17 protein-coding genes and 1 tRNA gene are annotated in these 22,904 nt (G+C 35.6%); 5 read left to right on the forward strand and 13 right to left on the reverse strand.

Annotated features, from left to right (window positions below; translation table 11 throughout):
* Nucleotides 1–5: 5 nt before the first annotated feature.
* The 7 genes from ACE939_RS11365 to ACE939_RS11395 are packed head-to-tail and all read right to left on the reverse strand — an operon-like array spanning nucleotide 6 to nucleotide 10,011.
* Entirely contained in the window at nucleotides 6–1,082 is a 1,077-nt protein-coding gene (locus tag ACE939_RS11365; protein WP_378185703.1) for a cytochrome c oxidase subunit II, read from the reverse strand.
* Nucleotides 1,083–1,113: 31 nt separating this feature from the next.
* Nucleotides 1,114–2,463, reverse strand: a complete 1,350-nt coding sequence (locus ACE939_RS11370; protein ID WP_378185704.1) for a quinol:cytochrome C oxidoreductase — start codon at nucleotides 2,461–2,463, stop codon at nucleotides 1,114–1,116.
* Nucleotides 2,464–2,500: 37 nt separating this feature from the next.
* A complete protein-coding gene (locus tag ACE939_RS11375) occupies nucleotides 2,501–3,154 on the reverse strand; it encodes a c-type cytochrome (protein ID WP_378185705.1) in 654 nt (217 codons plus the stop codon).
* A 1-nt stretch (nucleotide 3,155) separates the two neighbouring features.
* Nucleotides 3,156–3,686 (reverse strand): DUF3341 domain-containing protein, encoded by a 531-nt coding sequence (locus ACE939_RS11380; RefSeq protein ID WP_378185706.1) that lies wholly within the window; start codon nucleotides 3,684–3,686, stop codon nucleotides 3,156–3,158.
* A gap of 3 nt (nucleotides 3,687–3,689) precedes the next feature.
* The gene (gene nrfD, locus ACE939_RS11385; protein WP_378185707.1) at nucleotides 3,690–5,471 is read right to left on the reverse strand and encodes an NrfD/PsrC family molybdoenzyme membrane anchor subunit; all 1,782 of its coding nucleotides are present in this window, start codon (nucleotides 5,469–5,471) and stop codon (nucleotides 3,690–3,692) included.
* Between the two features lie 36 nt (nucleotides 5,472–5,507).
* Nucleotides 5,508–8,627 (reverse strand): TAT-variant-translocated molybdopterin oxidoreductase, encoded by a 3,120-nt coding sequence (locus tag ACE939_RS11390; RefSeq protein WP_378185708.1) that lies wholly within the window; start codon nucleotides 8,625–8,627, stop codon nucleotides 5,508–5,510.
* Nucleotides 8,628–8,685: 58 nt separating this feature from the next.
* The gene (locus ACE939_RS11395) at nucleotides 8,686–10,011 is read right to left on the reverse strand and encodes a c-type cytochrome (RefSeq protein ID WP_378185709.1); all 1,326 of its coding nucleotides are present in this window, start codon (nucleotides 10,009–10,011) and stop codon (nucleotides 8,686–8,688) included.
* Between the two features lie 220 nt (nucleotides 10,012–10,231).
* Here ACE939_RS11395 and ACE939_RS11400 point away from each other — a divergent pair, with 220 nt between their 5' ends.
* Nucleotides 10,232–10,693, forward strand: a complete 462-nt coding sequence (locus tag ACE939_RS11400) for an SPOR domain-containing protein (RefSeq protein WP_378185710.1) — start codon at nucleotides 10,232–10,234, stop codon at nucleotides 10,691–10,693.
* An 85-nt stretch (nucleotides 10,694–10,778) separates the two neighbouring features.
* Here ACE939_RS11400 and infB read toward each other — a convergent pair whose 3' ends face one another.
* Genes infB through rimP form a run of 3 tightly spaced genes read right to left on the reverse strand, consistent with a single transcriptional unit; the run spans nucleotide 10,779 to nucleotide 15,353 of the window.
* Nucleotides 10,779–13,598: a translation initiation factor IF-2 gene (infB, locus tag ACE939_RS11405; RefSeq protein WP_378185711.1), complete on the reverse strand. Its 2,820-nt coding sequence runs from the start codon at nucleotides 13,596–13,598 to the stop codon at nucleotides 10,779–10,781.
* A gap of 44 nt (nucleotides 13,599–13,642) precedes the next feature.
* Nucleotides 13,643–14,875 carry a transcription termination factor NusA gene (gene nusA / locus ACE939_RS11410; RefSeq protein ID WP_378185712.1) on the reverse strand — a complete coding sequence of 411 codons (1,233 nt, stop codon included), beginning with the start codon at nucleotides 14,873–14,875 and terminating at the stop codon, nucleotides 13,643–13,645.
* Nucleotides 14,876–14,888: 13 nt separating this feature from the next.
* Nucleotides 14,889–15,353 (reverse strand): ribosome assembly cofactor RimP, encoded by a 465-nt coding sequence (gene rimP / locus ACE939_RS11415; protein WP_378185713.1) that lies wholly within the window; start codon nucleotides 15,351–15,353, stop codon nucleotides 14,889–14,891.
* 246 nt (nucleotides 15,354–15,599) lie between these two features.
* On the opposite strand from rimP, the gene ACE939_RS11420 reads away from it, so the two are divergent.
* Both ACE939_RS11420 and ACE939_RS11425 read left to right on the forward strand, forming a co-directional pair.
* The gene (locus tag ACE939_RS11420) at nucleotides 15,600–16,433 is read left to right on the forward strand and encodes a universal stress protein (protein WP_378185714.1); all 834 of its coding nucleotides are present in this window, start codon (nucleotides 15,600–15,602) and stop codon (nucleotides 16,431–16,433) included.
* A gap of 217 nt (nucleotides 16,434–16,650) precedes the next feature.
* The gene (locus tag ACE939_RS11425) at nucleotides 16,651–16,944 is read left to right on the forward strand and encodes a hypothetical protein (RefSeq protein ID WP_378185715.1); all 294 of its coding nucleotides are present in this window, start codon (nucleotides 16,651–16,653) and stop codon (nucleotides 16,942–16,944) included.
* 58 nt (nucleotides 16,945–17,002) lie between these two features.
* On the opposite strand, the gene ACE939_RS11430 is transcribed toward ACE939_RS11425, so the two are convergent.
* Nucleotides 17,003–17,075 (reverse strand) — tRNA-Gln (locus ACE939_RS11430).
* A 200-nt stretch (nucleotides 17,076–17,275) separates the two neighbouring features.
* On the opposite strand from ACE939_RS11430, the gene ACE939_RS11435 reads away from it, so the two are divergent.
* Entirely contained in the window at nucleotides 17,276–20,581 is a 3,306-nt protein-coding gene (locus tag ACE939_RS11435) for a DUF2723 domain-containing protein (RefSeq protein ID WP_378185717.1), read from the forward strand.
* A 52-nt stretch (nucleotides 20,582–20,633) separates the two neighbouring features.
* Nucleotides 20,634–21,284 carry a polysaccharide deacetylase family protein gene (locus tag ACE939_RS11440; RefSeq protein WP_378185719.1) on the forward strand — a complete coding sequence of 217 codons (651 nt, stop codon included), beginning with the start codon at nucleotides 20,634–20,636 and terminating at the stop codon, nucleotides 21,282–21,284.
* Nucleotides 21,285–21,291: 7 nt separating this feature from the next.
* Here the strand turns inward: ACE939_RS11440 and ACE939_RS11445 are convergent, their stop codons facing one another.
* Both ACE939_RS11445 and ACE939_RS11450 read right to left on the reverse strand, forming a co-directional pair.
* Nucleotides 21,292–21,588, reverse strand: a complete 297-nt coding sequence (locus tag ACE939_RS11445) for a thioredoxin family protein (protein WP_378185720.1) — start codon at nucleotides 21,586–21,588, stop codon at nucleotides 21,292–21,294.
* Nucleotides 21,589–21,663: 75 nt separating this feature from the next.
* On the reverse strand, nucleotides 21,664–22,902 hold the full coding sequence (locus ACE939_RS11450; protein WP_378185721.1) for a metallophosphoesterase: 1,239 nt from the start codon (nucleotides 22,900–22,902) through the stop codon (nucleotides 21,664–21,666).
* Nucleotides 22,903–22,904 lie beyond the last annotated feature (2 nt).

Raw genomic sequence — 22,904 nt, forward strand, 5'->3', positions numbered from 1 at the left:
TCTCTCTAGTTACTAGCCTGTGCAGAAATTTGCTCTTTAAATTGTGTCTGCGTAGCTAACCAAGCATTGTAATCTTCCTCAGACTCAACAATAATTTTCATCTGCATGTTGTAATGAGAAGTTCCACAAATTTTATTACATAACAAATAGTAATCAAATTCATAATTTTCCAAAGCTTCATCTCCAGCAGCTGTAAGTGCTTTACTTTTCTCTCTGCGAATGTTATTTATCGTAGCAACCTTCTCCACCATAAATTCACTATTTCGCATTTCTTCAGTAGTTAAAGTTGGTGTGTATGAAAATTCTGTAATCATACCAGGTACAACATTCATTTGAGCTCTAAAGAAAGGCATATATGCAGAATGCAATACATCCTGAGATCTCATTTTGAAGATCACCTTTCTATTCACAGGTAAATGTAGTTCGTTGGTAATTTTATCATCCATACCATACGTATCGGAAGCATCCAGACCTAGGGTGTTTACGCCTTCTATAAAACGAACATTTGCTTTTCCCAGAACGTTATCTTCTCCAGCATATCTAGCTCTCCAATCAAATTGATATGCATAAAGCTCAACAATTAATGGATCTCCATCCTCTTCATCAATATTCATAATATCAGTCCAAGTGAACAATCCATAAATAATAAGTCCAGCTAGAACAATTACAGGAATAATCGTCCAAATAAATTCTAACTTGTCATTATCTGCATAAAACAAAGCTTTATTATTTTTATTTCCTCTGTATTTGTAAGAGAAAAAATGTAATAATCCCTGTGTAATGATTTGCACAATCATGATTAGAACCATTGATATAAACATCAATTTATCATAATCCTCACCGTGTGCTGAAGCTGATTCTGGAAGAAAAAAACTATGATATTGTGTGAAACAATATATGGTTAATACATATAAAAAGATAACAAAACCTAACATCAATTTACCTTGTAAATTATTGTCTTCATCATTTGCTACCTGAGAACCATCGGTTCTTTTACCTTGAGACAATTTGAAAATTTTTGACATTTGCCAAAGTGTAATTCCAAAAAGTGCTACAACTACTATAATTAAGAATACAGTCATTTTTCTCTATCTTCTTTTATACAATTCTATTTTAATAATGAAAGTGCTTACTTTCCTTAATGTAGGGATTTCCTTTAGCCAACAATGGCGCTTTTGTGAGTGCTCCAAATACTACAAATAGGAACAAACCTAAAAAGAACAATACAGAACTTATCTCACTTAAGCCAATAAACCATGATGTTCCTACTGTCGCTGGCATTACCATGTTAAAAACATCGATATAGTGTCCACATAAGATCATTATACCAGCCATAACAACAAACCAATTGAGACGTTTAAAATCACTGTTCATTAAAATCAAAAGTGGAAAAATAAAATTCATAATCAACATTCCGAAGAACGGTAATTTATAATCTTCAATTCTGGTTATAAAATATGTGACCTCTTCGGGAATATTAGAATACCAAATCAACATAAACTGTGAAAACCAAAGGTAAGTCCAGAAAATACTGATACCAAACATAAACTTAGCTAAATCGTGAATATGACTATTGTTTACAAACTCTAAATAGCCTCTTGATTTTAAGTAAATGGTCATCAACGCAATGGTGGTAATACCAGACACGAATAGTCCAGCAAAAACATACCAACCAAAAAGTGTACTAAACCAATGTGGATCAAAGCTCATAATCCAATCCCAAGACATCATTGATTCTGTGTAAATAAAGAAAACTAAAAAACCAGCTGAGATCTTAAAACTTTTTTTATACCATTTATTACCTACAGTATCCTCATCTTGTTTTCTTGAATACTTAACCGCAAAATGACGATATAAGATCCAACCTCCCATAAAAATAGCAGCTCTAATAATAAATCCTGTCCCATTGAGCCATCCAGATTTACCTTTAATTAAAGCATCGTGGGCAACTACTTCTGGATCCGCCCAAACAAAAAGATGATTTACATGAAAACCAGATAAAGCAAGGATTATAAACAATATAAGTCCACCAGGAACTAAATATGCAGTTATTGCCTCCATAACTCTAAATAGCACAGGAGACCATCCAGCCTGCGCTGCAAATTGAATTGCATAAAAAGCTAAAACCCCTAAAGCAATCATAAAAAAGAAAAAAGCGGCAATATACAAAGCAGCCCAAGGCTTATTTTGTAATTGATGTAAGATATGCTCGTAATGAGCATCTCCACCATGAGCATCCTTATCTATTGTGGCTTCTGCATGAACAGTATTACCCGTATGGCTCTGGGTTTCAGCAACCGCTTTGTTATCATGAGCTTCGCCATGATCATCATGCGATGCCATCATCTCCTTTACTTCTTCTATAGAACTTGGAGTTGTAACAAATCCAGCTACAAGCCCTATCAATCCAACAACAACTAGAATGATAGAAAATAATCTTAGTCTATTTGATAGCGTATACATATTTATAAAATATCGTTATTCTTAAATTTAGTATTGACTAGTGTGTACTAGCTGTGTTTTCTTCGGGTCTTGCTTCTATAGCAGGAATAAGACTCTCTTGAATATCTACTCCTTCTGTATCAATACGTGGACTGCGTCCTTCTAATTCAGCCTTCAGTTTTTCTACATATTGAACTATTTGCCATCGCTCTTTTTCATCTGTCTGTGCAGCATAAGATCCCATCGAATTTATCCCATAATACATTACATGATAAATACTTCCTTCGGTAATGGCTCTTCCAGCATCATCGTAACTAGGAACTCCAAGAATTTTTTCACGTTGTACCAACGTTCCTTTACCGTCTCCTTTATCACCGTGACAAATCGCACAATAAATTGTATACAATTGTTGTCCTGCTGCTTCATTTTCTTTTGTGTAGGCCAAAGGATTCTTTAATTCTGTTTTGGCAGTTTGATAACCTGCGTTGGAATTATCATAATCATAAGGCATCCAACCTCTAGGAACCGATCCATCAACGGGTAACATTGCTTCTTGTTGATTTTCAAACACAGTGTACTCTCCATACGCTTCATACCCGACAGATTTATACATATTGGGCATGTACTGGTAATTAGGCTTTGAATCTTTTTGACAAGAAACACTTGTTATCAATACAAATGCAACTATTATATTTCTTAAAATACTCTTCATGTTAATTGTGCTTATCAATTAAACTAACCTCTACAGCCCCTGTATTACTAAGAAACTTAGAGAGTTCTTGTACGTCCTGTCCTGTTGTATCTACTTCCATCAAAAAGTGATCATCTGTCGTTCTAACATCCGGATTTTCAGCTTGTTTGAATGGCCATAATTTACTTCTCATATAGAACGTTATCACCATTAAATGCGCAGCAAAAAACACTGTAAGTTCAAACATAATCGGTACAAAAGCCGGCATATTTTCTATATAACTAAAGCTAGGCTTTCCTCCAATATTTTGAGGCCAATCTTCAATCATAATATAATTCATCATGGTAACAGCCACCGTCAAACCAACACAACCATATAAAAATGAAGTGATAGCTAATCTAGTTGGTGCAAGACCCATTGCCTTGTCTAAACCATGCACAGGAAAAGGTGTATATACCTCTTCGATATGGTATTTTGCTTCACGAGTCTGCTTTACTGCTTGCATAAGCAGATCATCGTCTTTGTATAAAGCGTGTATTACTTTTGAAGACATACTCTAGTTGTTTTTTAGTTTTAATGCTTGACCTGCCCAATCATCTCTTTGCGCTCTACCAGGAAAAGCATCGATGATACTATCTAACAAATCATATTCTTTAACAGTCATTTTACTTACTTGATCGTATGTATAAATTCCTAATTGATGCAGTTTTTGCTCCATAACGGGCCCAATACCACTTATTTTTTTAAGATCATCTGGAGTTTGTGTTTTTGGGTCATAGACTCCAATAGTATGTAACATACTATCTATTTGATCCTTTTGTATTTCTGTATCTACTATAGCGTCTGCATTGACTGTAGGTTCATGACCTCCATCATTAAGCATTGTGTTGTCTGTATTCGTAGCAGAATTTGATACTGGTTGACGCGTTATAGAATCAAAATGATCAACATCATCACCGTGTTCTGCTCTTAATTTCTTATACTTTTCACCAGAAGATTTAAGTATGGATTTGACCTCTGCCTGAGCAATTACAGGAAATGTTCTTGCGTAGAGTAAAAATAAAACGAAAAAGAAGCCAATCGTACCAATAAAGATTCCTATATCCACAAATGTTGGTGAAAACATAGTCCATGAAGATGGTAAATAATCTCTATGCAATGAAGTAACAATAATAACAAAACGTTCAAACCACATTCCTATATTAACCACTATAGAAATAAAGAAAGAAAACATGATACTTCTTCTCAATTTTGGAAACCACATAAATTGAGGTGAAAATACATTACAAGTCATCATTGCCCAGTATGCCCACCAATAAGGCCCCGTAGCTCTATTTAAGAAAGCGTATTGCTCATATTCTACTCCAGAATACCATGCAACAAATAATTCGGTAATGTAAGCAACACCAACAATAGATCCAGTAATCATGATAACTATATTCATCAATTCTATATGTTGAATCGTTATATAATTTTCAAGATTGGAAACTTTACGCATTATAATTAGTAATGTATTTACCATTGCAAAACCAGAAAAAATAGCTCCTGCAACAAAATATGGAGGAAAAATAGTGGTATGCCAACCAGGTATCACAGAAGTTGCAAAATCAAAAGATACAATCGTATGAACCGATAATACTAATGGTGTTGCTAAACCAGCCAAAACTAATGAAACTTCTTCAAAACGTTGCCAATCTTTAGCTCTACCGCTCCATCCAAAAGATAGAATACCGTAAATTCTTTTATTAAAAGGAGTAATTGCTCGATCTCGAATCATTGCAAAATCTGGTAATAGACCTGTCCACCAGAATACCAAAGAAACTGATAAATATGTAGAGATCGCAAACACATCCCATAATAACGGTGAATTAAAGTTCACCCACAACGAACCAAACTGATTAGGTATTGGTAATACCCAATATGCTAACCAAGGACGACCCATGTGAATTATTGGGAATAATCCTGCCTGTATTACAGAGAAAATAGTCATTGCTTCTGCAGAACGGTTGATTGCCATTCTCCACTTTTGACGAAACAGTAAAAGTACTGCAGAAATAAGTGTTCCAGCGTGACCAATACCAACCCACCAAACGAAGTTAGTAATATCCCAAGCCCATCCAACTGTTTTATTTAATCCCCAGGTTCCTATTCCTGTTGATACTGTATAAGTTATACAACCTAAACCCCAAATGAAAGCAATGAGTGCGATAGAAAAGACTATCCACCAAGATTTATTTGCTTTACCTTCAACCGGTGCTGCTACATCCACAGTAACATCGTGGTACGTTTTATCGCCAGTTATTAAAGGCTTTCTTATAGGTGCTTCGTAATGAGACATAATCCTTTATAATTGAATTGATTCTTGATTAATTAATTAAGCTTCTGTGGTATTTCTAACCTTAGTATGATAAATTACATTAGGCTTCGTTCCTACACTTTCTAACAAATGATACATACGATCGTCTGCCTTAAGCTCTGCTATTTTACTTTCTTTATCGTTGATGTCTCCAAATGCTATTGCACCAGATGAACAGGCCGCAGAACACGCGGTTTTAAATTCACCATCCTTAATAGCTCTTCCATCCCTCTTAGCATCTAAGATGGTCTTCTGTGTCATTTGAATACACATAGAACACTTTTCCATCACCCCTCTAGAACGTACAGTTACGTCAGGATTTACAACCATACGACCTAAGTCATTGTTCATATGATAATCAAACTCATCATTACCATTATAAAGGAACCAGTTAAATCTACGTACTTTATATGGACAGTTATTCGCACAATATCTTGTACCAACACAACGATTATACGCCATATGATTTTGACCTTGTCTACCATGAGAAGTCGCAGCAACAGGACATACAGTTTCACAAGGCGCATGATTACAATGTTGACACATCACAGGTTGAAAAGCTACCTGAGGATTATCAGACGGCAATTCCATTTCTGAAAACTCAGACAATGAACTTCCTAACCCAGAAATGTTATCTTTTTTAGAATCATCTCCTTCAAAACTATCTTCAGAAGAGTAATAACGATCAATACGCAACCAATGCATATCTCTAGACTTACGTACTTCTTCCTTACCTACTACAGGTACATTATTTTCTGCATGACATGCTATAACACAAGCTCCGCATCCTGTACACGCATTAAGATCTATAGATAAATTAAAATGATGACCTACAGAACGATCAAATTCGCTCCATAAATCAACCTCGGGTGAAGTTACTTCATACTCAATATGATTTTTACTAACCTCGGGAACCGCATTCCAAACATGCTTGTCCTTAGTATTAAAAATCTCTAAAGTAGTTTCTTTAATTATATCGCCACGCCCCATTAAGGTGTTATGCAATTGAACACAAGCAAATTCATGAACCCCTTCTGCAGGAGTTATAGTTACTGTTTGTATATCATTTTGATTTTTATATAGCTTATAGGCATTAACACCTACTTGCATTTCTTCCTTTAATGCTTTTGATTTTCCGTAACCTAATGCTAAGCCCACAGAACCTCTTGCCTGACCTGGTTGAATTAGCACAGGAACCACCAAAGAACCTACACCTTTTAAAGTTACGTTAGCATAACTTCCATTGAGTGCACCATTAGCTACATTTTCATTTGTCAAACCTAGAGCTTCTGCATCAGCTCTAGAAACCGTTAAATAATTATCCCAAGAAACTCGAGAAATAGGATCTGGCATCTCTTGCAACCAAGGGTTATTAGCCTGTTGACCATCACCTAAAGCTGTTTTTGCGTACAACGAAAGTTCCATTCCAGAAGTTTTAGCAGCAGACAAACGTCTAAAAGCTGCACCTGTATTCAATGGTGTTTCTTTTACAGTTTCTTCTACAACTTCATCGCCTTCCTGACCTTCAATAGCTTCGGTAAGCACTTGTTTTGGCATTACAGGCGTTACTAGAACACCATCATGCAATGCTTGATTCCAAGAAGTATTACCTAAAACCCCAGTCCAAGTATCCTCTATATAATCGTTATATTCCATTGTATTACCTAACCATTTCAATAAAGTAGATTGAAATTGTCTAGTATCGAACAATGGGCGTATTGTAGGTTGCGTTAAACTATAACTCCCTTTCTTTAATTCTACATCTCCCCAAGATTCCAAATAATGGGGTATTGTAGCTACATAATCACAAAATGAAGCTGTTTCATCTTCATGCATGGTAAAAGCAACCGAAACATCAACTTTTTCAAGACCTGTTTCGAACTCTTTGGCATTGTAAAGAGAATACATTGGATTCACTCCAGCAATAAGAATTGCACCTACACTACCTGCATTCATATCTGCTACAAGCTGAGCAACAGCCTTAGCATTACCCTGTCTTATCTTTCTTGGAGTAGCTTCATTAAACGCCTTTGAATTTAAAGCTTTATTTATAGCTAAAACTACCATTTGAGCATCCACATCTGCTATACCCGAAACAACCACAGCATTACTCCCTGCTTTTTGAATTTGCTTTGCTGCTTTTACCACAGCACTATCCAACTTAGGTCCTAAAGAACTTTTGGAACCTGCACCCGTAACATAGGCATAAAGCGCTGCTAATACATGCTTTTGCTGTGTTGGTGTAACAGGGATTCGAGTATCTGCATTTGCTCCACTCAAAGACATATTCGACTCAAATTGAATATGCTTTGACATTTTACCATTTTTAGGAACTCGTCCTTTAGCATAGCCACTATCATATCCTCCACCTTGCCAATCTCCTAGAAAATCAGCACCAACACTTACAATTGTTGATACTTTAGAAAAATCATAATCAGCTAGAGCTCGTTCTCCATAAACCGCCTCGTAAGCCTCTAAAGCTTCTGATGATGAGATAGCATCATATACAACATGTCGAGTATTTGGATATTGCTTTTTAAAATCTGAGAGTAATCGTTCTGTAGACGGACTCGCATATGTTTGTGTTAACATTACGATATCCTTTCCTTGAACAGCCTTTAACTTTGCCAAGACTTCTTTATCCAAGACATCCCAAGAAACATCTTTATCTGCAGCTTTTGGACCTTGCAACCTCGTGTTATCATATAACGACAACACAGAAGCATGCACCCTAGCGTTTGCGCTTCCATTAGTTTTGGCAAGATCATTATTTTCTATCTTGATAGGACGACCTTCTCGTGTTTTTACCAAAACACTTGCAAAATCATACCCATCAGCAATTGTTGTCGCGTAATAATTAGCTACTCCTGGAACAATTCGCTCAGGCTGTACAACGTAGGGAATGGATTTTATCACAGGACCCTCACATGCCGCTAAAGAAGCAGCTGCTGTACTAAAACCTACATATTTAAGAAAATCTCGACGAGTTGTAGATGAATTTTCTAACGAGGATTTGTCCCCCAAAAATTCATCCGTAGGTATTTCGTTTACGAATTCATTTTGTTGTAGCGTCTCAACAACAGAACTATTTTCATTAAGCTCTTCAACACTTTTCCAGTATTTCTTGTTTGATGACATATATATCTGATATTAGCTTCTTACTGTTGCCGAATATATTATTCGGTAAAATTTTAATTTAATAGTGACATTTACCACATTCTAACCCGCCCATTTGAGCTGCAGTTAACTGATCAACGCCATATTTTTTAGATAATTCTTCATGAATCTTTTCATAATATTCATTACCCGCAACTTTGACATTGGTCTCACGGTGACAATTAATACACCACCCCATTGTTAATGGAGCGTGCTGATACATTATCTCCATTTCTTCAACAGGTCCATGACATTTCTGACATTCTACTCCAGCAACCATTACGTGTTGAGAGTGATTGAAATATGCGAAATCAGGTAAATTATGTATTCGAACCCATTTTACTGGTTCAGTTTTCCCTGTATATGATTGACTGGTTTCATCCCAACCTACTGCTTTGTATAGTTTTTGAATTTCACCATCATAAAATTCTTTAGAATACTCTTCAGTTGCAGTAGTTTCTGCCACTTCACCAATAGATTTATGACAATTCATACATACATTAAGCGAAGGTATACCAGAATGTTTTGACACTCGGGCAGAAGAATGACAGTACTTACAGTCTATTTCATTCTCACCTGCATGAATCTTGTGTGAATAATGTATCGGTTGAATCGGCTGATACCCTTGATCAACACCAACCTGCATAAAATAACCATAAACAAAATACCCACTAGCCAATAGCAAGAAAACAACAGAGACTAAAACTAAAAATTGATTTTGCAAAAACGCTTTCCAAATAGGAGTTCTTTGCGTAGCAGTTTCTTCATAAAGTTCTACACCATTTGCCGCAGCAAAATTACGAAGGGTCTTATTCACCAAGAAAAGAATAACTACTAACATCAGAAACACTACTGCCAAAGCTACTAGTATAATATCGGTTGAAATACCAGATCCTGCAGAAACAGCAACTGACTGAACACCGCCTTCTGGTGTTGAAGGAGCTGCCTTTGGCACCATTACATATGCCAAAATATCATCGATATCAGCATTTGACAATTGCGGAAAAGCATTCATCGCTGTTTTATTATACTCTTCATAAATAGCTACCGCTTGAGGATCACCAGAAGCAATCATTGCAGCACTATTTTTAATCCAAGAGTACAACCACTCTTGATCTCGCCTATCCGTAACACCATACAGTGCCGGGCCAGTCATTTTTTTATAACGTTTGTGACAAGCTGCACAAAGCGAATTAAACAATTCTTTACCCTTGGCCACATCACCACCAGCAGAAGCTTCTTCTACAGCAGCATTAGCTACAGCAGCTTCTTCCTGTGCAAATGCAGGACTAAATAAAGTGAATAAAAAAACAGTTCCTAGGATAAGGAGTCTGGAGGCTGAATGTCGGTATTTCACCTGTTTCATATTATAAGTAGAATTATCGTCAAATTTTTGGTATAGTTTTTTCTTAATAAAATAAAGAACGCAAGATACCAATGCTAATTAATTCGACGACAAAAGTACTATAATAAGTCGATTTTGGAAATGTTAGCGATCTGTTAAGTATTAATTTATAACTATTCTAAATAATATTTTTTTATAAAATTGAGTTATTAAACTTTACCTTTACCGCAAATATATTGTAATGAGAATTTTAAATAAAAATAGCTACATAACGTTTTCCGGAATCTGTATTTTGAGCTGTCTTAATATAAACGCTCAAGATACCTTAAGAACAAATCCAGAGGTAGCACATCAGCTAAAATTATTAGCAAATAATCAAGTTGAGCGTCCACACGGTGAAATCACGATCAATCAAGATCCTAAAATTAAGTATTTACTTGACGTAAAATCCAAAATGGACAAAGATGGAGCGTTTAGCGACCGCTATAAGATCCAGTTGTACTATGGTAGCCTTAATCAGGCTAACGACATTAAAAAGTCTGCCGATAATGTCTTTCCTGAATGGAGGACCTCAATCAAATATGAAACACCTAATTATAAAGTTTGGCTAGGAAACTATAGGAGCCGTCTTGAAGCTGATCGAGCTTTAATCAAGGTTCGTAAAGAGTTTCCTTCAGCTTTTATATTTAAACCTGAAAAATAGCGTCTTTATCAACTTAACGAGAGAGATAGGAGTATAAAAAAACCGATAGTTTTCACTATCGGTTTTTTTATACTCTAAGTTATTACTACTTCAGTTTCTTTTTAACCGCTACTTCTTCATAAGCCTCAACGATATCACCTTCTTTAATATCATTATAGTTCTTAATCTGAATACCACAGTCATAACCTTTGCTCACTTCCTTAACATCGTCCTTGAATCGTTTTAATGAAGCCAGCTCACCAGTATAAACAACCACTCCTTCACGTATTAAACGAATACCAGAGTTTCTAAATATTTTTCCAGTCTGCACCATACATCCAGCGATTGTACCAACTTTGGATATCTTAAAGGTTTCTCGAATCTCTGCTGTACCTGTGATTTCTTCCTTCATCACTGGAGACAACATTCCTTCCATCGCATCTTTAAGATCATTGATTGCATCATAAATGATAGAGTACATTCTAATATCAATTTCTTCTTTATCTGCCAACATTCTTGCATTACCAGCTGGCCTAACGTTAAATCCAATGATAATTGCATCTGATGCAGAGGCCAATAACACATCACTTTCGGTTATTGCTCCTACAGCTTTATGTATGATATTTACATGAATTTCTTCGGTAGATAATTTTTGGAATGAATCTGTTAAGGCTTCAACAGAACCGTCCACATCACCTTTAAGGATAATGTTTAATTCTTTGAAATCTCCTAACGCAATACGTCTTCCAATCTCGTCTAATGTTATATGGCGCTGTGTACGTACCGATTGCTCTCTGTGCAATTGAGCTCTTTTGGCTGCAATATCTTTAGCTTCTCTCTCATCTTCAAGCACACTAAATTTATCTCCAGCTTGTGGTGCACCATCTAATCCTAAAATTGATACTGGTGTAGAAGGTCCTGCCTCTTTTACATTCTTTCCACGCTCATCTTGCATGGCTTTAACTTTACCACTATTACGACCAGCTAACACATAATCTCCGATTTTTAAGGTTCCATTTTGAACTAAAATAGTAGACACATATCCACGTCCTTTATCTAAAAATGCCTCAACTACCGTACCTGCAGCATTACGGTCAGGATTTGCCTTCAATTCTAAAATCTCTGCTTCGAGCAACACTTTTTCAAGTAATTCTTTTACACCAAGACCTGTTTTAGCAGAAATATCATGAGACTGTATTTTACCACCCCAATCTTCTACTAGCAAATTCATAGAAGCTAACTTTTCTTTTATCTTATCTGGATTCGAAGTTTGCTTATCAACTTTATTTATCGCAAAAATAATAGGTACGCCTGCCGCTTGCGCATGACTAATAGCCTCTTTTGTTTGTGGCATCACATCATCATCAGCAGCAATAACAATAATTGCAATATCTGTAACTTGCGCTCCACGTGCACGCATCGCAGTAAACGCTTCGTGACCTGGCGTATCTAAGAATGCCATTTTCTGTCCATTCTCAAGTTGCACACCATATGCACCTATATGCTGCGTAATACCACCACTCTCGCCAGCGATAACATTTTCTTTACGGATATAATCCAATAATGAAGTTTTACCATGATCCACATGACCCATAACTGTTACAATAGGGGCTCGCGTTTCCAAATCCTCTGGAGCATCCACTACCTCTTCGATGGATTCTTCGATATCTGATGTAACAAAATCAACTTCATAACCAAACTCATCTGCAACGATAGAAAGTGTTTCGGCATCTAGACGTTGGTTCATGGTTACCATGATACCTAATGACATACATGCAGAAATGACTTTAGTAATTGGCACATCCATCATAGTTGCCACCTCTGATACGGTTACAAATTCTGTAACTTTAAGAACTTTATTCTCTTGTTCTTGTTGTGCTACATCATCTTCGACCTTTTGACGGTGTTGATCTCGTTTATCACGACGATACTTAGCCGCTTTGGACTTTGAGGTTTTCCCTTGAAGTTTTTCAAGAGTTTCTCTAATTTGCTTTTGTACTTCTTCTTCGCTTGGTTCTTCTTTAACGATAGGAGCACGTTTACCTTTGATAGGAGCACGGCCTCTTGCTGGACCTCTATTAGCTCCACCCCCTCTATTACCAGGAGCAGAACCTGTTCCCCCGCCAGTTCCTTGTTTGCTTATACGACGTCGACGCTTCTTTGGATCTCCCGCTGATTTATCAGTTTTATCATCCTTTTTCTTTACTGGCTTTTTAAATTGAGACAAATCAATTTTTTGGCCTGTAAAATTAGGGCCGTCTAATTTTTTATACTTGGTTTCGACCAATTCTGTTTCTGAAGGAGGTGTTTGCTCTGACTCTGCTTCTGCTTTCACCTTTGGAGCGTCAGGCACTTTTTCTGCCTTCTTCTTTTCCAAATCGATCGGAGCTTGTCTTGTAATTTTAAGCTCTTTTTTTGCGGGTCGATTAGAAACTATTTCTGGCTCAGAAGCTTTCTTTTCTTCTTTAGCAACGGTAGGTTTTTCTTCTACCGCCGGCTTTTCGGCCGCGACCTTTTTTGTTTCTTCGGTAGTTTCTCCGGCTTTCTCGGACTGATCGGAGACCTTTTCCTGCTTTTCAAGTTCAATTTTACCGACCTGTTTTGGGCCGCTCAATTGCGCTTTGGCTTTTATAACTTCACGGGCTTCTGCTTGCTTGCGTCTTTCTTCCTGCTCATTTTCGATCTGTACACGCAGCGCTTCCTTTTCTTTCTTCTTTTCTTCACCTACTTCTTTGGAAGCGACCTTTTTACTCTTATCGGTTTGAAACTCATTAAATAAGAGCTGATAGATCTCTGAAGAAATTTTTGTGGTAGGACGCGAGTCTATCTCATGACCCTTTGAATTCAAAAAGTCAACAGCCCGATCTAGCGAGATATTGAATTCGCGTAATACCTTATTTAATCTCATTGTTTTTGCTTCAGCCATAAATGCCTTGTATTTTATGCTCAAATATAAATTAATTGTATTTATTAATCTTCGAATTCTGATTTTAATATTCTAAGAACTTCGTTCACAGTTTCTTCTTCGAGATCTGTTCGCTTCACCAAGTCTGCTGCATCTTGCTCCAAAATACTTTTTGCAGTATCCAGTCCGATTTTTGCAAACTCTTCAATTATCCAAGAATCAATTTCATCAGTAAATTCGGCTAATTCAACATCTTCTTCAACACCTTCTCTAAATACGTCTATTTCGTAGCCTGTTAATTGTCCTGCTAATCTGATATTGTGTCCACCTCTACCTATTGCTTTTGAGACTTCTTCTGGGCGCAACATTGCTTGCGCTCTACCATTCTCCTCATCAATTTTAATTGAGGTAACTTTTGCTGGACTCAGTGCACGTGTTATGTACAATTGAATGTTATTTGTGTAATTAATTACATCAATATTTTCATTACCTAACTCTCTTACAATACCATGAATACGTGAACCTTTCATTCCTACACAAGCTCCAACAGGGTCAATACGATCATCATAAGAGTCTACAGCTACCTTTGCTTTTTCCCCAGGAATACGCACAACTTTTTTAACTGTAATTAAACCGTCAAAAACCTCTGGAATCTCTGATTCAAAAAGTTTCTCAAGAAACAATGGAGAAGTTCTTGACATTATTATCGCTGGTTTATTACCCTTCAGCTCTACAGATTCAATCACACCACGAACATTTTCTCCTTTTCGGAAAAAATCTGATGGTATTTGTTTTTCTTTAGGAAGAATAATTTCATTGCCCTCATCATCCAATAGAATTATTGCTCTATGGCGTATATGATGTACCTCGGCCGTATAAATATCTCCTTCTAAGTCTTTAAATTGCTTGTATATGTTTGTATTATCGTGCTCATGAATTTTTGAAATTAAATTTTGTCGCAACGCTAATATTGAACGTCTACCCAAATCTATTAATTTCACCTCTTCTGAAACATCTTCACCAACTTCAAAATCTGGTTCTATTCTTCTAGCTGCTGTAATTGATATTTCTTGGTTATCATCTTCTACTTCTCCATCGGCCACTACGACACGATTTCTCCAGATCTCCATATCACCTTTATCTGGATTAATAATAATATCGAAATTATCATCGCTTCCAAATTTTTTCTTTAAAGCATTGCGAAACACATCTTCTAGGATCGCCATAAGCGTCACACGATCAATTAATTTATCATCCTTAAATTCTGAAAATGACTCTATTAATGCGATATTTTCCATATCAATTATCTTATTAAAATGTTATCATAACTTTAGCGTTCTTAATCTCCTCAAATGCAATATACTTTTCTTTTACCACAGTAACCTTACCTTTACCAATAGGTTTTGGCTCTCTAGCTTTCCAAGTCAACAGTATTCCATCTTTATCTGTAGATATCATTGTACCTTCAATCGTTTCATCATTAGTAACAACTTTTACAACTCTTCCGACATTTTTTGGATATTGCCTAGCATGTACTAAGCCCTCGCTTACTCCTGCAGACATAACTTGTAAAGCAAAATCTTCTTCTTCACGGTCCAAATTATGTTCGATAGCTCTACTTATCTCAATACAATCCTCTACCGTAACACCATCGTCTCCATCAATGACGATTCCAATCTGATTGTCAGAATTTATCTCACAACTAATCAAAAATAATTGTTTATTTTGTTGCAATGCTTCTTCTAACAAGCTATTAACTTTTTCTTTTAACGACATACACAGATAAAAAGAGGGGACTTTTCGTCCCCTCAATTTGGTTTTTTAATTTCAACGCTGCAAAGATAGTAATAATATCTTAGATACAAAATCTAGTTGATAATCAATTTATTTGTAAATTTAAGTAATCAATTTATGGCTCCAAAACACCAGACTAATTACCTTACATTATGTATCAGCATCCTATATTAAAATAGCGGATCGTAATGTATCAACTTATTTTATTAACTTATTAATTATATTATTATGATAAGAAGTATACTGGTTCCCACGGATTTTTCAACACAAGCAGAAAGCGCTTTGAGAGTAGCTGCTCAAATTGCTAAAAAAACAAATGCTAAAATTTACCTCCTTCACATTTTAGAGCTTCCCTTACACTTATCCGATTTAATGTCAACATCAAATCCTGCACCTGCTCCAGAAGCAGTGTTTTTTATGAAACGTGCTCATCAAAAATTTGAAGAACTCATGGAGCTTTCTTTTTTGAAGGGTTTAGATGTTATAGAAACGGTTAGCTTTGAAAGCATTCTCGAAGGTATTATTGAAGGAAGTAAAAAGAATAACGCTGATATTATTATTATGGGCTCTCACGGATCTTCTGGTTTTGAGGAATTATTTATTGGGTCTAATGCTGAAAAGGTTGTTCGCACATCCAAAATCCCAGTTTTAGTAATTAAAGAAGACTGCAATATTTTTGAAGTTACAAATTTTGTTTATGCTACTAATTTTGATACTGAAGACAAAAAAAACCTTGTGCTTGCCAGTAATTTTGCAAAACAGCTAGGAGCTAAACTTCATTTTGTATGGATCAATACTGCAAATGGTTTTAAAACAACTTATGAAATTGAAGAAAAAATGAATACGCTTACCAAAGGATTGGCTATCGAAAATTATACGCTTAATATTTACAATGATGACTCGGTAGAAAAAGGAATTTTACATTTTGCTTCCTCTATTAATGCAGGCCTTATTGGTATTAGTACGCATGGCAGAAAAGGAATATCTCATTTTATTAATGGCAGCTTAAGCGAAGATGTAGTTAATCACGCAAGACGACCAGTAATTACCTATCAAATTTAAAATGTATGAATGCTGCAACAATCAGCTAAACAACTTCTAGGTTACTTAGCTGATTGTTTCTTTTAATAACATTTGATTAAGATTATCATGTAAAACCGGTTAAAATAATCCTAATAAAATTGTCCTTATTATTTTTTTAACAGTGATCTCATTTAAATTTATAAAATTAAATGAAATAACGATGAGAGACAACCATTCACACCAAATCCTTACCGAGATGAGAAAATTAATCTCATCGAGTTTACACAAACCTTTTCAGGAAAAAGAAACATTGCAACCTGTACATATAAGTGTTTTAAAAATGTACTTTAATGCCAAAGAAGTTATTTACAATCAGGAAACAGCTGAAATACAGCTGCAAATAAATGACTCAGAATTCAATGATGTTTTTGTAAATATTTCATGCTCAAACCTAGAGGAGCTTTTACTGTCCTGCTTATTAGATGACCCAAAAAGCATTTACTTTTACAGAAACATGATCTCTTACTGTAATTTGAGATATTCTGCATAAAAAAATTAAACTGAAATAAGCAAAAAAAAAGAGTAACCTACATAGTTACTCTTTTTTGTTGGTCTACTAGGGCTCGAACCTAGACTCTTCTGGACCAAAACCAGACGTGTTGCCAGTTACACCATAGACCAATACCTCATTGCGGGTGCAAATTTAAAACTTTCTTTTTCCTCTGCAAACATTTTTTAAAAAAAATATCAAAAAAAATATTTTGACAATCAAAAATTTTACAAAATCAAAATATATAAAATCATCAATCGTTAAGAAAAAAATTAAGGTGTAACTATTTTTATTACTAAATTCGCCTTTCGATACTAATTGATTTGACCATATGAATTCTTTTAACTTTGGTAAGTGGAATAAAATTTTAGGATGGGTGGTTTTTGCCATTTCTCTTTGCACCTTTTGGATGACCGTAGAACCCACCGCAAGTTTTTGGGATGCTGGAGAATATATAGCAACTTCGTCAAAATTACAGGTAGGTCACCCTCCAGGTGCCCCGTTGTTTCAAATGATAGGTGCGTTTGCTTCAATATTTGCATCCGATCCTACTCAAATAGCACTAATGGTAAATCTCACATCTGCTTTTGCCAGTGCCTTTGCAATACTTTTTATGTTTTGGTCCATAACACTATTATTGCGCAAGCTTATTATAAAAGAAGAAAAATTTACAAAAAGTAAGGGCCTTGCAGTTTTAGGGAGTGCTTTTGTTGGATCATTAGCTTTCTCTTTTACAGACAGCTTTTGGTTTAATGCAGTAGAAGCCGAAGTTTATGCAATGGCTACATGCATTCTTGCTGTACTTTTTTATCTCGGACTTTTATGGGAGAGAGATATACATAAACCTAGAGGTAATAAATGGCTTATTTTAATTTGTTTTATAGTTGGCTTGTCTTTTGGTGTACATTTTATGGGACTTTTATCAATACCTGCTATTGGTCTGTTATATTATTTCAAAAATTATAAGAATGTTACTATCAAAAGCTTTGTAATAGCTAATGTAGTAGTGGTAGCCATTCTTCTATTCATATTCAAATTACTACTCCCATCGACACTCAAATTTTTTGGGGCTGCCGAGGTATTCTTTGTCAACTCAATAGGGTTACCCTTCAATTCGGGAACCATCATAGCAGGATTACTTATTATAGCTGCCTTTTACTTTGGTTTAAAATATACACGTCAAAAAGGTTACACTCAAATAAACACGTTACTTTTGTGTATACTTTTTATACTTATAGGTTTTTCAAGTTGGATTATGTTACCTATACGTGCAAATGCGGGTACCGTAATAAATGAAAATAATCCAAATAACGCCAGAGAACTTTTGGCCTATTATAATCTTGAACAATATCCAGAGACACATTTATTTTATGGGCCTCAGTTCACCGAAATTTACGGTCAGCTCGACGAGAATCAACCATATATTGATGACAAACCAAAATATGAAAAGGATCTTACGTTAGGTAAATATATCATTGTTAATGATTGGAAAAATGCCAAACAAAATATCGATGATGCACACAAAGCTTTTTTACCAAGAATGTGGAGTACCGAGCATATTAAAAATTATATGGAGTTTACTGGACCCATTAAATTCACTATAAAGCCCGAGTATCAAAACGAACAAGAATTACTTAGTGCCGTTACTCAGTTTAGAAGAGAATATGCCCGAGGTAAGCTTGATAATGATGATTATGATAAATTTTTACGATCCTTTGGAACGTATATCGATGTTGAAAAGCCATCTTTTGCAGATAATATTCGTTATTTGTTCGAATATCAAATTGGCTATATGTACTGGCGATATTTTATGTGGAATTTTACAGGGAGACAAGATGATATTCAAGGAGAGTACAATGATTTACACGGTAATTGGTTAAGTGGTATTAAATTTATTGACGAAGCCCGCCTGGGATCACAAGATAACTTACCTAGCGATGCCCTTAAAAATAAAGCTCGTAATACTTATTACTTCTTACCTCTTTTACTCGGGATCCTTGGATTTGTTTTTCAATTAAAAAGAGATAAAAAGAACTTTTGGGTATTGTTTATTTTCTTTCTTTTTACTGGACTAGCTTTAAAAATTTATCTCAACGAACGTCCATTTGAACCGCGAGAGCGTGATTATGCATTAGTAGGATCTTTCTATGTGTTTGCTATTTGGATAGGATTTGGCGTGTATGCATTGTTTGATCTTCTCAAAGAGTATATCAAACCAAAAGTCCTTGCACCCATCGTAACGGTTGTTTGCTTACTTGCAGTTCCCGTAGTTCTAGCAGCCCAAAACTGGGATGATCATGATCGTTCTAACCGCTATACCGCACAATCGATGGCAAAAATGTATTTACAATCCTGCCAGGAAGATGCAATTTTGTTTACTATTGGAGACAATGACACATTCGCCTTATGGTATGCGCAAGAAATTGAAGGATATCGTACCGATGTAAGAACTGTAAATACCAGTCTTTTTGCTACAGATTGGTATATCGATCAAATGAAACGTGCTGCGTATGATAGCAAGCCTATACCTTCTCAACTTACCCATGATTTTTATAAGTGGGGTAACAATGATGCTATCTATTTTAAGCAAGTAACAACAGACACTATGCTTATCAAGAATTGGATGCGTTGGATAGAAACCGATGACCCGAGAACCAAAGGTGATCTGCAAAGTGGTAAAAAAGTAAACACCTTTCCTACAAAGCATATACGCATCCCTGTAGATAAAGAAGCAGTCTTACGTAATGGCATTGTAGCCGCAGAAGATGCAGATCTTATCGTACCGTACATTGACATCCATCTTAAAGGTGATTTACTATTCAAAAACCGACTTTTAATGTTAGATATTATCGCAAATAACAATTGGGAGCGACCGATTTATTTTACTGGAGGAAGCTTTGGGGATGATGATTATTTGTGGATGAAAGAATATTTACAACTAGACGGAGTAACCTATAAACTTGTTCCAATTCGAACCAAAATAAATCCTCGTAATCCCTATGAGATGGGTCGGATTGATAGTGAATTAATGTATAACAACGTAAAAAGTTGGGATTGGGGGAACAGCAATGACCCTGCTATATATCATGACCCAGAGACACGACGCAACTCTATTACTTACCGTAGTAATTTGGCCCGATTGGTAGAGCAACTTATCAAAGAAAATAAACTTGATAAGGCTAAAGAAATTCTAGATTTAGGAATGGAAAAAATGCCTATTGAGTACTACGAATTTTACACCTTACTCGAACCTTATGTTACTGGTTATTATCAAGTGGGTGAGACAGAAAAAGCTCGAGCTCTTTGGAACAAAATCGCAAAAAAATATCAGGAACAATTGAATTACTTTGGCAGCCTAACACTAGTTAAACAATACGAATATGCCGAAGAAATAGTACTCAATGTTGAGCGCTATCGTAGTGTTGTTGATTTACTACTTATAAATCAGGATAAACAACTTATCGAAGAAAAAGCGCAGGAGTTTAATAATTACCTAAAGTTATTTTCAAAACTATACTCTAGTGAAGATCAATACAGCGATGAGAATGATCTAAACCTTGATGATCAAGAACAAGATCTAATGCTAGAAAATGCGAATGCAACAAAAGCACTAGATTCTCTAGACAGCATTCAGTAACAACATATAAAAGCCGATATTTTAAAAATATCGGCTTTATACCTTACTATTAGTGAATTTTATACCTTCAAAAACTCCCGCGTTAATTCAGCGAATTTTTCCTAAGTATTATTTATTTAATAAGGGAACCGAGGGACGTAAAGAAATCTTTTTGACATTTGATGATGGTCCAATTCCAGAGATTACAGAATTTGTTCTAGACCAACTAGAAAGATATGCAGCAAAAGCAACATTTTTCTGTATTGGTGACAATATTAAAAAGAATCCCGCTATTTTTAAAAAGATAATTACCGCTGGTCATGCTGTAGGCAATCATACGATGAACCATATGAAAGCATGGCAAAACAACAACGATTCCTATATAAAAAATATTTTAGACTGTGCCGACATTATATCCAAACATAGTGATGTAGAACATACATCGCTACTATTTAGACCTCCATATGGTCAAATTAGCTATACAAAATTTAAAAAACTTCAGGCTATAGGATATAAGATAATCTTGTGGGATGTACTTTCCAAAGATTATGATACTAGGCTAACTCCCCAGCAATGCGTAAATAACGTTATTACCAACATATGCAATGGAAGTATCATCGTATTGCATGATAGCAAAAAAGCATTCCCTAATTTACAATATACCTTACCAAAAGTACTTGATGTACTTAGTGCGGAAGGGTACTCCTTTAAAGCTTTAACCTAATAAAAGCTTATAAATATTCTTTCATAAGGCTTATCAAAGTATTCGCATCTTGTTCTCCGCTTTGCCTCCATACCATTTCGCCTCCTTTGTAAATCATCAGAGTAGGCAATCCTTTTACTCTTAGTGCAGTCGCCAGCTCTTCATTCTTATCAACATCAATCTTAATTACTTTACCTTTATCGCCTAATGCCGCAGCTACATCACGTAGCACGGGATGCATTGCAGTTGATGGTTCATTCCATTCTGTATAAAAATCCAATAACACAGGGATTTGCATACTAATTAAATCTCCGAACTTTGACATCTTCAAAAACTTTGTGTTTAATACTTGATCCATTTGATCACTACACTAGTGTAAATATACTATTTTCTTAATAATCTAGACAGGCTCTGCCCCTTTACGCAATTCAATAACAGTAATTTCTGGCCATATACCAACTCTACCTGGAAAAGCGTGATATCCAAAACCACGATTCACATTAAGATAACGTCCCATTTCCGAATATATTCCTGCCCATTGTTTATAAACATATTGAACAGGACTCCATTTGATCCATCCAGGTATTTCAATACCAAATTGAAATCCGTGTGTATGTCCACTCAAAGTAAGGTGGTAATGTTCTTTGTGATTTTTTACTTCGTACTCCCAGTGCGATGGATCATGGCTCATTAAAATCTTAAAATCATCGCTTTGAACAGCTCTAGAAGCCAAATCAAGATCTCCAGCTTTTTTAAAGTTATGTCCCCAGTTCTCAACACCTACTAGCGCGATACGACTATCCTCTTTTTCAATAAACACACTATCGTTGAGTAATAAATGAAAATCAATTTTTTTATGAACGTTTTTTATTTCCTCAAAATTAGCTCGCTTATCTGCTTCATTTTCCCAAGTAACATACTCTCCATAATCATGATTTCCTAAAACAGAATATTTACCATAAGCAGGCATTTTCAATTTTTTAAAGGTAGGAATCCAAGCATCCATCTCGGCAGCCACTGTATTTACTATATCGCCCGTAAACAGTAATAAATCTGTCTCTTGCGCATTGATTAAATCAACTGCATATTCAATTTTTTCTGCTGCATCAAAACTTCCTGAATGAATATCAGAAATTTGTGTCAATTTAAAACCATCAAAATCTTTTGGCAAGTCTTCAAAAAACAGCGTATGTTTAATTACTTGAAAATTATATTTCCCCTTCCAAATACCATGAAGCAAACCTGCAAAAGGAATAGCTGCAATTCCCAAAGCTAGCTGACTCACAAACTTACGGCGATCTGGTAAGTATTGTGTTGCATGGCCTTCAAAAAAAGTATTAGTGAGATATGTATATCCCGCAACACATGCGCGTATAATATCTTCTCCAAACATAAAAAGTACCAAAATAAGTTTGGGTACTAATAGCAATAATAGAAAACCACTAGCTCGCAATGTATATTTAGTGGGACCTATACTACGATCATAATTCGCAAAAATATAAATAGCATATGCGACAATAACTACAGATACAAGTAGGTAAATAATCTGTATCCAATGATTTTTGGTTATCGTTTTGATCGCTTGATATGCATAAGTCTCGATAAGTAAGTATAAGCTGATAAGAATAAGCCAACGCATAA

Source organism: Aquimarina rhodophyticola (genome assembly GCF_042434915.1).
GTDB lineage: Bacteria > Bacteroidota > Bacteroidia > Flavobacteriales > Flavobacteriaceae > Aquimarina.